12 protein-coding genes are annotated in these 14,519 nt (G+C 65.6%); 4 read left to right on the forward strand and 8 right to left on the reverse strand.

Annotated elements, in window-relative coordinates:
• Positions 1-58: 58 nt before the first annotated feature.
• The 3 genes from VJS90_RS16670 to asd are packed head-to-tail and all read left to right on the forward strand — an operon-like array spanning position 59 to position 3,351.
• Entirely contained in the window at positions 59-1,594 is a 1,536-nt protein-coding gene (locus VJS90_RS16670; RefSeq protein ID WP_324123235.1) for an HDOD domain-containing protein, read from the forward strand.
• A 46-nt stretch (positions 1,595-1,640) separates the two neighbouring features.
• Positions 1,641-2,450 (forward strand): rhodanese-like domain-containing protein, encoded by an 810-nt coding sequence (locus tag VJS90_RS16675; protein ID WP_324122747.1) that lies wholly within the window; start codon positions 1,641-1,643, stop codon positions 2,448-2,450.
• Positions 2,451-2,463: 13 nt separating this feature from the next.
• Positions 2,464-3,351, forward strand: coding sequence for an archaetidylserine decarboxylase (asd, locus tag VJS90_RS16680; protein WP_324122748.1), 888 nt, complete (start codon positions 2,464-2,466; stop codon positions 3,349-3,351).
• 79 nt (positions 3,352-3,430) lie between these two features.
• Here asd and serB read toward each other — a convergent pair whose 3' ends face one another.
• Positions 3,431-4,645: a phosphoserine phosphatase SerB gene (serB, locus tag VJS90_RS16685; protein ID WP_324122749.1), complete on the reverse strand. Its 1,215-nt coding sequence runs from the start codon at positions 4,643-4,645 to the stop codon at positions 3,431-3,433.
• A gap of 133 nt (positions 4,646-4,778) precedes the next feature.
• Between serB and VJS90_RS16690 the strand changes: the two genes are divergently transcribed.
• Positions 4,779-6,263, forward strand: coding sequence for a histidine kinase (locus VJS90_RS16690; RefSeq protein WP_324122750.1), 1,485 nt, complete (start codon positions 4,779-4,781; stop codon positions 6,261-6,263).
• 93 nt (positions 6,264-6,356) lie between these two features.
• Here the strand turns inward: VJS90_RS16690 and VJS90_RS16695 are convergent, their stop codons facing one another.
• From VJS90_RS16695 to cpdA, 7 genes are all read right to left on the reverse strand, one after another.
• The gene (locus VJS90_RS16695; protein WP_324122751.1) at positions 6,357-7,064 is read right to left on the reverse strand and encodes a PqiC family protein; all 708 of its coding nucleotides are present in this window, start codon (positions 7,062-7,064) and stop codon (positions 6,357-6,359) included.
• 172 nt (positions 7,065-7,236) lie between these two features.
• Positions 7,237-9,495 carry a DNA topoisomerase IV subunit A gene (parC, locus tag VJS90_RS16700; RefSeq protein WP_324122752.1) on the reverse strand — a complete coding sequence of 753 codons (2,259 nt, stop codon included), beginning with the start codon at positions 9,493-9,495 and terminating at the stop codon, positions 7,237-7,239.
• Positions 9,496-9,505: 10 nt separating this feature from the next.
• On the reverse strand, positions 9,506-10,024 hold the full coding sequence (locus VJS90_RS16705; RefSeq protein WP_324122753.1) for a retropepsin-like aspartic protease family protein: 519 nt from the start codon (positions 10,022-10,024) through the stop codon (positions 9,506-9,508).
• Complete coding sequence (locus VJS90_RS16710; protein ID WP_324122754.1) at positions 10,021-11,007, reverse strand: esterase-like activity of phytase family protein; 987 nt, start codon at positions 11,005-11,007, stop codon at positions 10,021-10,023. The genes VJS90_RS16705 and VJS90_RS16710 overlap by 4 nt, the downstream gene beginning before the upstream one ends.
• Positions 11,004-12,908 carry a DNA topoisomerase IV subunit B gene (parE, locus tag VJS90_RS16715; protein WP_324122755.1) on the reverse strand — a complete coding sequence of 635 codons (1,905 nt, stop codon included), beginning with the start codon at positions 12,906-12,908 and terminating at the stop codon, positions 11,004-11,006. The genes VJS90_RS16710 and parE overlap by 4 nt, the downstream gene beginning before the upstream one ends.
• A 35-nt stretch (positions 12,909-12,943) precedes the next feature.
• Positions 12,944-13,552 (reverse strand): YqiA/YcfP family alpha/beta fold hydrolase, encoded by a 609-nt coding sequence (locus VJS90_RS16720; protein ID WP_324122756.1) that lies wholly within the window; start codon positions 13,550-13,552, stop codon positions 12,944-12,946.
• Between the two features lie 138 nt (positions 13,553-13,690).
• Entirely contained in the window at positions 13,691-14,494 is an 804-nt protein-coding gene (gene cpdA / locus VJS90_RS16725; protein ID WP_324123236.1) for a 3',5'-cyclic-AMP phosphodiesterase, read from the reverse strand.
• Positions 14,495-14,519 lie beyond the last annotated feature (25 nt).

A 14,519-nucleotide genomic window follows, 5' to 3' on the forward strand; every position in this document is an offset into this window, starting at 1 on the left:
GAACTGCGCCAGACTAAAGCCCGTCCAAGCGAAAAGCCAGTTCAGAGCTGATGTCATGATGCCAATTGCCGCCGGTGTACAAGGTCAGGTCCCGTCCACGCTGCCAGCGTGGGTAAAGCTGCTCGATGGTGTGCGACTGCCTGTGCCCAAGGTCAGTCATGACCGCGTGCAGGCCGCCATCAATGACAGCCGCCGCTCCATGCGCGAGATTGCCGAGCTGATGCAGGACAGTCCCGCGCTGGTGCTCAGTGTCATGCGCGAGGCCAATCACCCGGCCAATGCCAGCCAGGCACAGCCGGCGGAAAGCCTGGAAATCGCCCTCAACCGGCTGGGCCTGGCCCGCACCAGCAGTCTGCTGGCGCGCCTGCCGGCCGTGCCGGTCGAGGACATCCCGCCGGTGCTGCGACAGTTCCAGCTGATCAGCCAGCACGCCAGTCAGCAGGCCAGCGGCTTGTTCGCCAGCCGCCTGGCGCGTCTTTGGCAGGAAATCCACTGGGGCAGCCTGCTGTTCCTTTCGCCGCTGTGGCCCCTGGCCGTTACCCATCCCAAATTGCTCGACGCCTGGGAACTGCGGGTCATCCACAAGGGAGAGGACGCAGCCACGGTGGAGCTCGAGCTGTTCGGCGTGCGGATCATGCAGTTGTGCCAGGCGGTGGCCGAGCACTGGCGGCTCTCCGAATGGGTCACTCAAGGCTATCGCCTGCTGCAGGAAGAGCGCGATCAGCTGGCCAAGGTACTGAACATCGCCCGCGAGGAAGATGCCCTGCACCAGCAGCACCGCCTCGACGACGAGCCGGGTCTGCGCCGCTGGTTCAACCAGCCGGCCAATACCGTGCTGCTGGCCAACGGCCTGGCGCTGGCTGCCCAGGTCGGCTGGGTCAACCCGCACCTGTTGCGCTGGCAACTGCTGACCAGCCTTTACCTGCAGACCACCCTCGACGATGTGCAGCAGCAGGTCCACCAGCAGGCCGCCGCCAGTGCGCGCCAGCACGCCGGCATGGCCTTGTTCCACCCTGCCGAGGCGCTGATCTGGCCGTGGAGCCAGCGCCGCCCGCACCCCGACATGCTCGCCCCGGCTCCGCCCTCGCCCCAGGACCTGGATGCCTGGCGCACGCTGTGCGGCGAGCTGCTGGCCCAGCCGAGCCCTTTCAGCAATGCCATCCACCTGAGCACCCACGCCCGCGACGCCCTGCTGGCCTGCGGCATGCAGCGGCTGATGCTGATGATGCCCGACCGCGCCACCAACAGCCTGCGCGTGCAGCAGGTGGCCGGCCTGCCCAAGGAAGCCCTGCGCCTGAACCTGCCGATCGAACAGAGCAAACTGCTGCAACGGCTGATGAGCCAGGCCGCGCAGCTGCGCCTTACCCCTGACAATCACGCCCAGTTCTCGGCGCTGATGCCCGAGCCGCTGCGCGCGCTGTTCGACAGCCAGCACCTGCTGTTGCGTTCGGTCGCAGTCAATGGCCAGGTACTGATGCTGGTGCTTGCCGACCAGGGCGGCAAGCCACTGGCCGATGTCAGTCAGCAGGCCTTTGGCAAGACCGTGCAATGCATCGAGCGCGCCCTCGCCGCTTTCGGCAATCGCAACGCCTGAGCCATGCGCTACAATCGCTCCCCCTGTTCCACCCTGGAGACTGTGGATGACTGACTTTTCTGGTTTGCCCTTGGTGATCGAGCCGGCCGACCTGGTGCCGCACCTCGATTCACCGCAGCTGATCGTGGTCGACCTGACCAGTGCCAATCGCTATGGCAGCGGCCATGTGCCCGGTGCCCGTTTCGTCGACCCCAAGCGCACCCAGTTGGGCCAACCACCCGCGCCAGGCCTGATGCCGAGCCGTGCCGATCTCGAAAAGCTGTTCGGCGAGCTGGGCCATCGCAGCGATGCGGTCTACGTGGTCTACGACGACGAGGGCGGCGGCTGGGCCGGGCGCTTCATCTGGCTGCTCGACGTCATCGGTCACACGCGCTACCACTACCTCAATGGCGGCATCCAGGCGTGGCCGGCGGACCAACTGTCGACCGAGGTGCCCGTCAATGCCGCGGGGCCGGTGAGGCTGCAACTGCACGACGAGCCCACCGCCACCCGCGAATACCTGCAAAGCCGCCTGGGCGCCCCCGACCTTGCGATCTGGGATGCGCGCAGCCCGGGCGAGTACCGTGGCGAGAAAGTCCTGGCCGCCAAGGGCGGACACATCCCCGGCGCGGTCAATTTCGAGTGGACCGCCGGCATGGACCTGAACGACAACCTGCGCATCCGCCAGGACATGCCAGAGATCCTCGCCCAATTGGGCATCACCAAGGACAAGGAAGTGGTCACCCACTGCCAGACCCACCACCGCTCCGGCTTCACCTACCTGGTGGCCAAGGCCCTCGGTTACCCAAGGGTGAAGGCATACGCCGGCTCCTGGGGCGAATGGGGCAACCACCCGGACACGCCCGTAGAGGTTTAAGGAAAACTACTCAATGAAATCCCGTCTCTTCATCATCAGCCAGTACCTGCTGCCGCATCACCTGTTGTCGCGACTGGCCGGCTGCATCGCCGAGTGCCGCGTGCGCTGGTTCAAGAATGCCTTCACCGCGTGGTTCGCCAAGCGCTACCAGGTCGACATGTCCCAGGCCGTGGTCGAAGACCTGACCGCCTACGAGCACTTCAATGCCTTCTTCACCCGCGCCCTGAAACCCGGCGCGCGCCCACTGGATGAAACGCCAGGCGCCATCCTGTGCCCGGCGGACGGCGCGGTCAGCCAGCTCGGTCCGATCGAGCACGGCCGTATCTTCCAGGCCAAGGGACACAGCTTCAGTGCCCTGGAACTGCTGGGCGGCGATCCGGCCAATGCCGCGCCGTTCATGGGCGGCGAGTTCGCCACCATCTACCTGTCGCCCAAGGACTACCACCGCGTGCACATGCCGTTGGCCGGTACCCTGCGCGAGATGATCTACGTGCCGGGCCGGCTGTTCTCGGTCAACCAGACCACCGCCGAAAACGTGCCGGAGCTGTTCGCGCGCAATGAGCGGGTGGTCTGCCTGTTCGATACCGAGCGCGGGCCGATGGCCGTGGTGCTGGTTGGCGCGATGATCGTGGCCTCGGTCGAGACCGTGTGGGCGGGCCTGGTGACGCCACCCAAGCGCGAGCTCAAGACCTTCCGTTACGACGAGGCCAGCCGCGCGCCGATCCATCTGGAGAAAGGTGCGGAACTGGGCCGCTTCAAGCTGGGCTCCACCGCCGTGGTGCTGTTCGGGCCGGAGCAGGTGAAGTGGGCCGAAAGCCTGGGCGCGGGTTCAGCCGTGAGCATGGGCCAGCAGTTGGCGCTGCCGGTACAGGTGCCGGAACCGGAGCCGGCGCTGGCGTAGCCTTCGCGGCAAAGCTGACACACCCCACGAAAAAGGCCCTGCATGATCCGCTCATGCAGGGCCTTTTTTCGCGGCCTGATCAGGCCCGACCGTCGCGGTCGCGCATCCCGAGCAGGTACAGCACGCCATCCAGGCCCAAGGTCGAAATCGCCTGCCTGGCGGACTGCTTGACCAGCGGCTTGGCCCGGAACGCCACGCCCAACCCGGCCAGCGCCAACATTGGCAGGTCATTCGCGCCATCGCCCACGGCAATGGTCTGTTCCAGCTGCAAGCCTTCCTTCTGCGCCAGCTCCTTGAGCAGGTCGGCCTTGCGCTGGGCGTCGACGATCGGCTCAACGGCGACGCCGGTGACCTTGCCATCCACCACTTCAAGCTCGTTGGCGAACACATAGTCGATGCCCAGGCGCGCCTGCACCTGCCTGGCGAAATAGGAGAAGCCGCCAGACAGGATGGCAGTCTTGTAGCCCAGGCGCTTGAGTTCGGCGAACAGGTTCTCGGCGCCTTCGGTCAGGCGCAGCGACGCACCGATCTCGTCCAGCACGCCAACATCCAGGCCCTTGAGCAGCGCCATGCGCTCCTTGAAGCTGGCGCGGAAATCCAGCTCGCCACGCATGGCCCGCTCGGTGATGGCCGACACCTGCTCGCCAACGCCCGCCGCCTTGGCGAGCTCGTCGATCACCTCGGCCTCGATCAGGGTGGAGTCCATGTCGAACACCGCCAGGCGCCGGTTGCGGCGGAACAGGTTGTCCTGCTGGAAGGCGACATCGATGTCCATGGCCTGCGCCATGGCGAAGAAGTCGGCGCGCATCGCCTCGGCATCGCTTGGCTCACCCCGCACGGAGATCTCCAGGCATGCCTTGCCCTTGCCGGTCGGGGCGTTCAGGGCAACGCGCGACGAAAGCCGCTCGATACGCTCGATGGTCAGGCCGTACCGGGAGATGACTTCGCTGACCTGCTGCAGCTGCTCTGGCATGACCTTGCGGCTGAGCAGAGTCACGATGTGCCGTGGCTCCCCCTGGCTGTCGACCCAGTGCTGGTAGTCAGCCTCGGTGACCGGCGTGTAGCGGGCCTGCAGGTGCAGCTCATGGGCCTTGCCCTGCACGCTTTGCAACAGGGTCGAGGCGGCTTCGTTATCCGGGATGTCGACCAGGATGCCGAACGACAGCGTGCCGTGCATCACCGCCAGGCCGATGTCGAGGATGTTCACACCGCCCTGGAGGAGGACGCCGGTAATGGCCGCGGTAAGACCTGGACGGTCTTCACCGGTGATGTTGATCAGGACGATTTCGCGCAAGACGGGCTCCGGCTCGATGAAAAAAGCGCATTCTACCGACTTTCGATGACCATCGGGCGCAGTCGATGCTTTGCCGACCCTGGAGTGCTCGCTATACTGCGCAGCACTTTTCCGCCATAAAGAGCCGCGCTCTGTGAACCGGCCCACGCCCGTCAAGACTGACAACTTCTTCATCATGATCTACCGTGCCCTGAGTCAGCGCCGCATTTCGCTGGCCCTGCGGATCGCCAGCTACAACATCTTCCTGGTGGCCCTGGCGCTGGTGATCTATGCCTGCGTGATGGGCTTGCAGTTCAAGCAGGCCATGCATGACCAGGCCGATGCGCTTGGCCAGAGCCTGACCACCCAGACCGCGACCTCCGCGACCGAGCTGCTGGTGTCCAACGACATCCTCAGCCTCAACGTGTTGCTGGGCAACCTGGTGAAAAACCCGCTGGTGGCCCACGCGGCGATCTACAGTGTCGACAACCGGATCCTCGCCGAAGCTGGCCAGCGCCCGAAAAACGGCCTGCTGGGCGAGGCCGAAGGCCTCTACCAGACCAAGATCACCTTCCAGGACGTCACCGCCGGGCAGCTGCGCATCAGCCTGGACATGACCCAGTTCCAGCAACCGCTGACCATCAGCCTGCAGAGCATGGGCATCCTGGCGGCAATCCTGCTGGCTCTGGCGTTGGCCTTGAGCTTGCGTCTGGGCAGGTACATCTCGACGCCGCTGCTGCAATTGCGAGTGTGGCTGCGCGATCCGCATCCCTACACTCCGGCGACCGATCGCCAGGACGAAGTAGGCGACCTGGCCCGCCAGCTGCACGCGCGCCTGGCACCCGAGCCGCCGCCCGAGCCAGAGCCGCCCGAGCATGACGACGAGGACGACGAGGCCTTCGAGGTCCACGGTCTGCACGACGACGACCACGTCGAGCCGCCCGCGGCCACGCGCCCGGTCAAGGCCGAAGCCACGGCGGGCGACGACGAGGACGACGCGGCCTTCGCCGGGTTGATGGACGAGGAGGACGCCCCGGCCAAACCGAGCGTTCCCGCCAGCAGCGAGCCCCAGAGCAGCGCCGTGCTTGCCGTGCAGCTTGGCTCGCAAGAACAGCTGCGCCGCCTGCCCCGGGCTCGCCTGACCGAACTGCTGGACCGCTATCGCGACTGCCTGGACCAGGCAGCCTCGCTGTATGAAGGCCAGACGTACACGCTCAATGACGGCAGCACGCTGCTGCTGTTCCACAGCGCTGACAGTGGCGAGGACTACCTCACCAACGCCATCTGCTGTGGCGAACTGCTGCGTGCGCTGGGCCATGCATTGCAGGTCGAAGTGGCTGACAGCGGCATCACGCTGCAACTGCAGCTGGGCCTGGCCCTCGGGGATGACCTCAATGGGCTGAGCCAGGTAGACCTGCTGCTGACCGACAAGGCCCAGGATGCCCTGGCACTGTCTCAGCACAGCCGCAACCTGCTGCTGGTCGAGCGCAGGATCAACGACGACAGCCTGATCCGCCAGCGCGCGCGCATCCGCCCTATCGCCAGCCCCGAAGGCGCGAGTTGCGTCGAGCGGCTGCTCGAGCCATACCCCTCGATGCTGGAGCGACAGCTGGCGCGGATGGCCGAACGGCAGGCCTGACCTCCTTATGTGGGAGCGGCCGCTCCCACAGGGGTAGGGACACAGGCAATAAAAAAGCCCGCATCGCTGCGGGCTTTTTTATTGGTGAAGGGCTCAGAACCTGAACACTTCCATATCGGTGCGGATGGGCGAAGCCATGGGGATCTTCGACTTCTCCGGCTCCTTGCGCACCTGGGCAGGTGCTGCTTTTTTAGGCGGCTCGTCGGCGATGGCCGGCTGATTGGCCAACGGCTTGAGCGCCGTGCTCAGCTGCTCGGCCAGCTTCTGCAGCAACTGACCCTGGGCCTGGACCTGGGAGGCCTCGCTGCCCTTGTGCGGCTGCTCGAGATGGACGATACGGTTGTCACGGACATGCCCACGGCGGTCCAGCAGACGCCACTGGGCATCGAGGATCGCCGGCTGGTTGGCGCCCGAGTCCAGGCGGGTGATCGACAGCAGCACCTGCACGTCCGGGCTGAAGCCGGTACTGGCGGGGGCCAGGACCACACGCTGGCTGTCCAGGTGCGAAGCGAGCTGGCGCACCAGCAACTGGTCGATGTCCGAAGACAGGCTACCCGCCCAGCGGCCATCGGTGGCGGCGGTCAGGCTGCCATCGGCCTGACGTTGCAGAAAGGTTTCGCGTTGCAGGTAGTCGGCCACCGAAACCGGGCCGAGCAGCACTGCCATGCCCGACGCTTGCTTGGGCAGCGCGGGATCACCGCTGTCGAGCTGGTACAGGGATACCGGCTGGTGCATGCTGCAACCAGCCAGACCGAGCACGCCAGTCATCAGCAGAACAAATGGAAGGCGCAGAAATTTCATCATCCCATCCAGGCGGTCGCCTGAGGCCGACCGCAACGATACACATGTAGATTCAAACGGGCACACAGCCACACTGGCGCCACGAGCGGCCTATCATCCGCGAAATGAACGCCCGACTCCAGTGTTTATGCCCTGAACGGCGTTGAAAAAGCCGTTCAAGGCACAGGGTCGTTTACGCCGGACCTTCCACCGTCAGACTGTCAACCCGCTGGAAGCCGCGGGGCAGCTTGTTGCCACGCCGGCCGCGCTCTCCCTTGTAGTGTTCAAGATCATCCGGCTTGAGCGACAAGGTACGCTTGCCAGCTTGCAATACAAGCGTCGATCCCTCGGCGATGACCGCCAGATCACTGACAAACTCCTCACGGCTCGCCACCCGGTCCCCGGGCACACCGATGATCTTGTTGCCCTTGCCCTTGCCCAGCTGTGGCAGGTCGCTGATCCTGAACACCAGCAAGCGGCCTTCACTGGTCACCGCGCCGAGCCAGTCCTGCTCGCGGTTGGTCACCGGCCGCGGCGCGATGACCTTGGCGCCATTGGGCAGGCTGAGCAGGGCCTTGCCGGCCTTGTTCTTGGCCTGCAGGTCTTCGCCCTTGACCACGAAGCCGTAGCCGGCGTCGGAGGCCACCACGTAGAGCGCATCGTCCTCGGGCAGCAGCACGCACTCGAAACCCGCGCCTGGCGGCGGCGTCAGGCGACCGGTGAGCGGCTCGCCCTGGCCACGTGCCGACGGCAGGATGTGGGCGGCCAGTGAGTAGCTGCGGCCGGTCGAGTCGATGAACACGGCAAACTGGTTCGAGCGCCCCGCGGCCGCGGCACGGAAACCGTCGCCTGCCTTGTAGGAAAGCCCGGTGGCGTCGATGTCATGACCCTTGGCGCAACGTACCCAGCCTTTTTCCGACAACACCACCGTAACCGGCTCGGTCGGCATCAGCTCCGTTTCCGACAGCGCCTTGGCCTCGGAGCGGGCAACGATTGGCGAGCGGCGGTCGTCGCCGTAGGTTTCGGCATCCTTGACCAGCTCGGTACGCACCAGCTTGCGCAGCTTGGCTTCGCTGCCCAGCAGGGAGGTCAGCCTGGTCTGCTCCTTGCGCAGGTCTTCCTGCTCGCCACGGATCTTCATCTCTTCGAGGCGCGCCAGCTGGCGCAGGCGTGTCTCGAGGATGTAGTCCGCCTGGATCTCGGTAAGCTCGAAGCGCGTGATCAGCGCGGCCTTGGGCTGATCCTCGGTGCGGATGATGTGGATCACCTCGTCCAGGTTGAGGAAGGCAACCAGCAAGCCGTCGAGCAGATGCAGGCGCCGCTCGACCTTGTCCAGGCGGAAGCGCAGCCGGCGCCGGACCGTTTCGGTGCGGTACTGCAGCCACTCCACCAGCAGCATGCGCAGGTTCTTCAACTGCGGACGGCCATCAAGGCCAATGATGTTGATGTTGACCCGGTAGGTGCTCTCAAGGTCGGTGGTGGCGAACAGGTGCTGCATCAGTTCGTCGGCATCGATGCGGTTCGACCGCGGGATGATGACGATGCGGCACGGGTTCTCGTGGTCGGACTCGTCACGCAGGTCGGCGACCATCGGCAGCTTCTTGGCCTGCATCTGCGCGGCGATCTGCTCCAGCACCTTGGCGCCGGAAACCTGGTGTGGCAGGGCTGTGACGACGATATCGCCGTCCTCGATGCGGAACACGGCACGCATGCGGATCGAGCCCTTGCCGCTTTCGTACATCTTCTGCAGCTCGGCGCGAGGCGTGATGATCTCGGCTTCGGTCGGGTAGTCCGGCCCCTGGATGTATTCGCACAGCTGCTCGATGGTGGCCTTGGGCTCGTCGAGCAGGCGCACGCAGGCGCTGGCCACCTCGCGCAGGTTGTGCGGCGGCACGTCGGTTGCCATGCCCACGGCGATGCCGGTGGTGCCGTTGAGCAGGATGTTCGGCAGGCGCGCCGGCAACACGGCAGGCTCCTGCAGGGTGCCGTCGAAGTTGGGCACCCAGTCGGAGGTGCCCTGGCCCAGCTCGCTGAGCAGCACTTCGGAGTAGCGTGACAACCGCGCCTCGGTGTACCGCATGGCGGCGAACGACTTCGGATCGTCCGGCGCACCCCAGTTGCCCTGGCCGTCGACCAGGGTATAGCGGTAGCTGAACGGCTGCGCCATCAGCACCATGGCTTCATAGCAGGCCGAATCGCCGTGGGGGTGGAACTTGCCGAGCACGTCACCGACGGTCCGCGCGGATTTCTTGTGCTTGGAGTCGGCATCGAGCCCCAGTTCACTCATGGCATAGACGATGCGGCGCTGCACCGGCTTCAGGCCATCACCAATGTGCGGCAGCGCCCGGTCCATGATCACGTACATGGAGTAGTTGAGGTAGGCCTGTTCGGTGAAGTCAGCCAGGGAACGGCGTTCGACGCCGTCAAGACTCAGTTCGAGTGAGTCGCTCATGCGGGCCTCGTCATTTCAGGTTCTGGCGCAGCAGCAAGGTGCCGCTGCGCTGGGTAAATTCAAGTTGTTTCAAGGCGCTCATGCCTAGCAATACCTGCTCGCCTTCGAGCCCCGGCACGACCAGGGCACGCACGTTGCGCAGGTGGATTTCGCCGAGCTGCAGGCTGTCCAGGCGGGTGCGGTAGCCTTGGGTACGGCCGTTTGCGGTGCTCAGCATCACCGGCGCGCCGCGCTCAAGGCCGAACGCGCGGGCCAGGGCTTCGGGCACCGCGACATCGGTGGCGCCGGTATCGAGCATGAAGCGCACGACCTGGCCGTTGATCGCCCCGTCGGCGACAAAATGCCCTTGGCCATTGCCAAGCAGCCGCACCTCGATGAAGTCCGCGCCACGCTCCGATTGCACCACGGCGTTGGGATTCTGCTGGCGCTCCTCCCACTCGCCGAAAAAGCGCGTGGCCAGAAACATCGCGCCCGCCCAGGCGACAATCAGCAGCAGCCTGCCCGCACGTTTGCCCGGCGGCTGGCTCACGGCCTGGCGCTCCAGCCGCCAGGCGGCGCCTCGAAGCGCCAGACCACCGGCCGGGACTCCCCGTCGGCGCGGGTCGCGCCATTGTTGTCGAGCCCGACCCAGGCGCCCTTGTCGTCGATCACCAAGGCCTCGGCGAGACCGAACGGCTGGTCGTAGCGCCGTTCATCGGCAAGCCCGCCCGCGGCGAACGACCAACAGCGCTCGACCTGGCCGGTGTCGGCGTCACGCCGGCAGATCCGGAAGGCATTGCGCTCGAGGGTGAACAGCTTGCCCTTGTACAAGGACAGGTCGGCGAAATCACGCGACACCGGCCGGGTGCGGTGCATCTGTGGGGGCCGCATCTCGACACCGGCCTCGCTGAGGAGCACGCAGCTGCCAGCACAGGACCACACCGACTGCTGGCGCCTGACCGAGATGAGCCCGCGCCGCTCACGTTCCGCGGCCAGCCACAGGCGATCGCCCGAGGGGCTGATCGCCAGGCCTTCGAATAGGGCATTGAAATTCAGGAGCATGCCGCTGGCACGGGCCTGGCGAATCATCGCCGGGTCGATCTTCAACCAGTCAGGATCTCCCTCCAGCGGGATTTGCAGCACAGCGGCGTGCGCCTCGCTGACCACGAAGAAATTGCCCGCATCGTCGCAGCTGATGCCCTCGAAATCCAGCTCGCCACCACGTATGAACGACGCTGCCCAGTTGCCCGAGCGCAAGCCCCATGGCAACCCGCTCTCCGGCACCGGAGGCGCTGAAAACGTCAGGGGCTGGCTTTGCCACACCTGATCCTGCTGGTCCAGCCGGTAGATGCGGTCGTCATCGCGGTCCGACACCGCCCACAGAGCGCCACGGCACACGGCCAGACCCGACAGGTTGCCGCCGCGCATGCCCTCGACCGGGTGCTCGGCGGTCAGCGTCAACTCGGGCCAGGTGTCCGCCAGGACATGAACCGTGCAAAAGGCCAGGCAGACTGCCAGTGCCCAACGAATCAAGTCAGGACCTCGGCCAGGTTGCCCTTGCTCTCGAGCCAGCTCTTGCGGTCGCTGGCGCGTTTCTTGGCCAGCAGCATGTCCATCACCTCGTGGGTCTTCTCCACGTCATCCAGGGACAATTGCACCAGGCGGCGAGTGTTGGGGTCCATGGTCGTTTCGCGAAGCTGCGGCGGGTTCATCTCGCCCAGGCCCTTGAAGCGGGTGACCTGCGGCTTGCCGCGTTTTTTCTCGGCCACCAGCCGGTCGAGGATGCCATCGCGCTCCGCTTCGTCCAGGGCGTAGTAGATTTCCTTGCCCAGGTTGATGCGGTACAGCGGCGGCATGGCCACGTAGACATGCCCGGCCTCGACCAGCGGGCGGAAGTGCTGGACGAACAGCGCGCACAGCAGGGTCGCGATGTGCAGGCCGTCGGAGTCGGCGTCGGCAAGGATGCAGATCTTGCCATAGCGCAGCTGGCCGAGGTCGGTGGCGCCAGGGTCGACGCCGATGGCCACGGCGATGTTGTGCACTTCCTGGCTGGCCAGCACCTCGCCCCCGTCGACCTCCCAGGTATTGAGGATCTTGCCGCGCAACGGCAGGATCGCCTGAAACTCCTTGTCCCTCGCCTGCTTGGCCGAGCCACCGGCCGAGTCACCCTCGACCAGGAACAGCTCGGCGCGCATCGGGTCCTGTCCGGCGCAGTCGGCCAGCTTGCCCGGCAGCGCCGGGCCCTGGGTGATGCGCTTGCGCTCGACTTTCTTGCTGGCCTTCAGGCGGCGGCCGGCATTGCTGATGGCAAGCTCGGCCAGTTGCATGCCCAGTTCGGGATGGGCGTTGAGCCACAGGCTGAACGCATCCTTGACCACACCGGAGACAAACGCAGCCGCCTCGCGCGATGACAGGCGTTCCTTGGTCTGCCCGGAAAACTGCGCGTCCTGCATCTTCATCGAGAGCACGAAGGTGATGCGCTCCCAGACATCCTCAGGGGCCAGCTTGACACCGCGAGGCAGCAGGTTGCGGAACTCGCAGAACTCGCGCATGGCATCGAGCAGGCCCTGGCGCAGGCCGTTGACGTGAGTGCCACCCTGGGCCGTGGGGATCAGGTTGACGTAGCTTTCCTGGATGCTGTCACCGCCTTCGGGCAGCCACAGCAACGCCCAGTCGACGGCTTCCTTGTTGCCGGCCAGACTGCCGCAGAACGGCTCGTCCGGCAGGCGCTGGAACTCGCTGACCGAGTCGACCAGGTAGGAACGCAGGCCGTCCTGGTAATGCCACTCGACCTTCTCGCCGGTGGCCTTGTCCTCGAAGCTGACCAGCAGCCCGGGGCAGAGCACGGCCTTGGCCTTGAGCACATGCTTGAGCCGGCTGATGGAAAACTTCGGCGAGTCGAAATACTTGGGATCGGGCGCGAAGTACACGCTGGTGCCGGTGTTGCGCTTGCCCACGGTGCCGATCACTTCCAGCTCGGTGGACTTGAAGCCGTCGGCAAACGTCATCTGGTATTCGTTGCCATCGCGCTTGACCCGCACGCGGACCTGGTTCGACAGGGCGTTGACCACCGAGATGCCGACGCCATGCAGGCCGCCGGAGAACTGGTAGTTCTTGTTGGAGAACTTGCCGCCGGCGTGCAGCTTGGTAAGGATCAGCTCGACGCCCGAGACGCCCTCCTCGGGGTGGATATCCACGGGCATGCCGCGGCCGTCGTCGCTCACTTCAAGGGAGTGGTCGGCGTGGAGGATGACCTGGATGGAACGCGCGTGACCGGCCAGGGCTTCGTCGACACTGTTGTCGATCACTTCCTGGGCAAGGTGGTTCGGCCGGCTGGTGTCGGTGTACATGCCCGGCCGCTTGCGGACCGGGTCAAGGCCGGAGAGGACTTCGATGGCGTCTGCGTTATAGGCGCTAGCGCTGGGATTGGCCATGGGTTCTCGTCGTCAGTCGTTGTGAATGCAAAGCATCAGAATAGGGAAAAATCGAGCGCGTCATACTGCGCGCGGGCAATGCCAGCATGGGCCAGCAATGCCGGCAGGTGCTCGGCAAAGCCCTGGAAGCCGTGGTCGCCACCGGCCTGGATGCGCAGTGCGCAGGCCCGGTAGTAACGCTCGGCGTGGCGATAATCCAGGGTTTCATCGCCGGTCTGCAACCACACCTGATAGCGGCTCGCATCCTGCGGCGGCGGTACTTCAAGCTCGGCCAGGGCGTGGATGTGGTCGTGGGTCAGGTCCCAGGACTCGCCGCTGTAGAAATTCTGCTGGGGGCCAAGAAAGCCGTCGAACAGACGGTGCGGGGTGACCGCCGGGTTGATCAGCAAGGCCTTGAGCCCGTGGCGCTCTGCCAGACAGGTGGCATAGTAGCCGCCGAGCGAACTGCCGACCAGCAACGGTGCGCCCAGTTCACCGATCGCGTCTTCGAGCTGGACGACCGCCTGGCGCGGATGGTGATGCAGGGCCGGGACCCGCAACTGCCCGGCCAGGCCCAGGTGCTGCATCACGGCGCTCATCTGCTGCGCCTTGCGTGACAGCGGCGAGCTGTTCAAGCCATGGATATAGAGGATGGAACCCGACATGCTGCCCCCGGAAACTGCGGTTGCGCACCCTTCGAAGCGGGCGCAAGGACGCGCAGTGTAGCGTGTTCGGGGGGGAAAGGCGCGCGGCGGGGATTTTCGCAACACTTTTGCCGGGGCCTGCCCGCGGCGCCAACCGGTTCAGTACCCAGGGCCATTGAAATCCAGGCGTACGTGGTAATCTTCCACGCGCGACACGCCCGTCTCGATCTTGCCGTCGGCATGCAGGCGCAGCCAGCGGTAGCCGGGCTTCTCCTCACTGACCGTGAAGTCCTCGCACCCCGGGGCGAACTGGATGCAGGTCGAAGGCGACGCCAGTAACCGCACCCCGCCCCGCGCCTGGTCCCATTCCTGGTGGATATGCCCCCACAGCAGCGCGCGCACCTGTGGACAAGCGTCGAGCACCTCGAACAGCGCATCGGCATTGCGCAGCCCGATGGACCCCATCCAGGCGCAGTCGATCGGCACGGGCTGATGATGCAGGCACACCAGGCAATGCCGGTCCGGCGCTTCGCGAAGCGCCTGGTCAAGGCCCGACAGCTGGCCTGAGTCGAGCACCCCGAATGTCGCTCCCACGACCTGCGAGTTGAGCATGATGACCCGCCACTGGCCTATGTCAGTGACCGACTGGAGCAGGTTCTCACCCTCTGCTGCCCGCGCCATCGCGGCCTGGTCGTCATGGTTGCCCGGCAGCCAGCGTGCCTGCGCCGCGAACGGCTCGGTCAGCTGCTGAAAACAGGCGTAGGACGCATCGCTACCGTCCTGGGACAGGTCACCGGTGGCCAGCAACAGGTCGACGCGTGGCTGCTCACGGCGGGCCAGGGCAACGACGCGCTGCAGGCTGTCACGGGTATTCATGCCGATCAGGCTGCCCTGGGCTTCGGCAAACAGATGGCTGTCGGACAGCTGCACGACATGCACGGGGGATTGCACTGGAAATTGGATGGGCTGCGGCAACGGCCGTCTCCTC

Origin of the sequence: Pseudomonas sp. (genome assembly GCF_035277045.1) — a bacterium.
Lineage (GTDB): Bacteria > Pseudomonadota > Gammaproteobacteria > Pseudomonadales > Pseudomonadaceae > Aquipseudomonas.

Bases quoted from the DNA above. Each gene is read 5' to 3' on its own strand.
- VJS90_RS16670 (WP_324123235.1), top strand. From the start codon at position 59: ATGCCAATTGCCGCCGGTGTACAAGGTCAGGTCCCGTCCACGCTGCCA.
- VJS90_RS16675 (WP_324122747.1), top strand. From the start codon at position 1,641: ATGACTGACTTTTCTGGTTTGCCCTTGGTGATCGAGCCGGCCGACCTG.
- asd (WP_324122748.1), top strand. From the start codon at position 2,464: ATGAAATCCCGTCTCTTCATCATCAGCCAGTACCTGCTGCCGCATCAC.
- VJS90_RS16695 (WP_324122751.1), bottom strand. From the start codon at position 7,064: ATGAAATTTCTGCGCCTTCCATTTGTTCTGCTGATGACTGGCGTGCTC.
- parC (WP_324122752.1), bottom strand. From the start codon at position 9,495: ATGAGCGACTCACTCGAACTGAGTCTTGACGGCGTCGAACGCCGTTCC.
- parE (WP_324122755.1), bottom strand. From the start codon at position 12,908: ATGGCCAATCCCAGCGCTAGCGCCTATAACGCAGACGCCATCGAAGTC.
- VJS90_RS16720 (WP_324122756.1), bottom strand. From the start codon at position 13,552: ATGTCGGGTTCCATCCTCTATATCCATGGCTTGAACAGCTCGCCGCTG.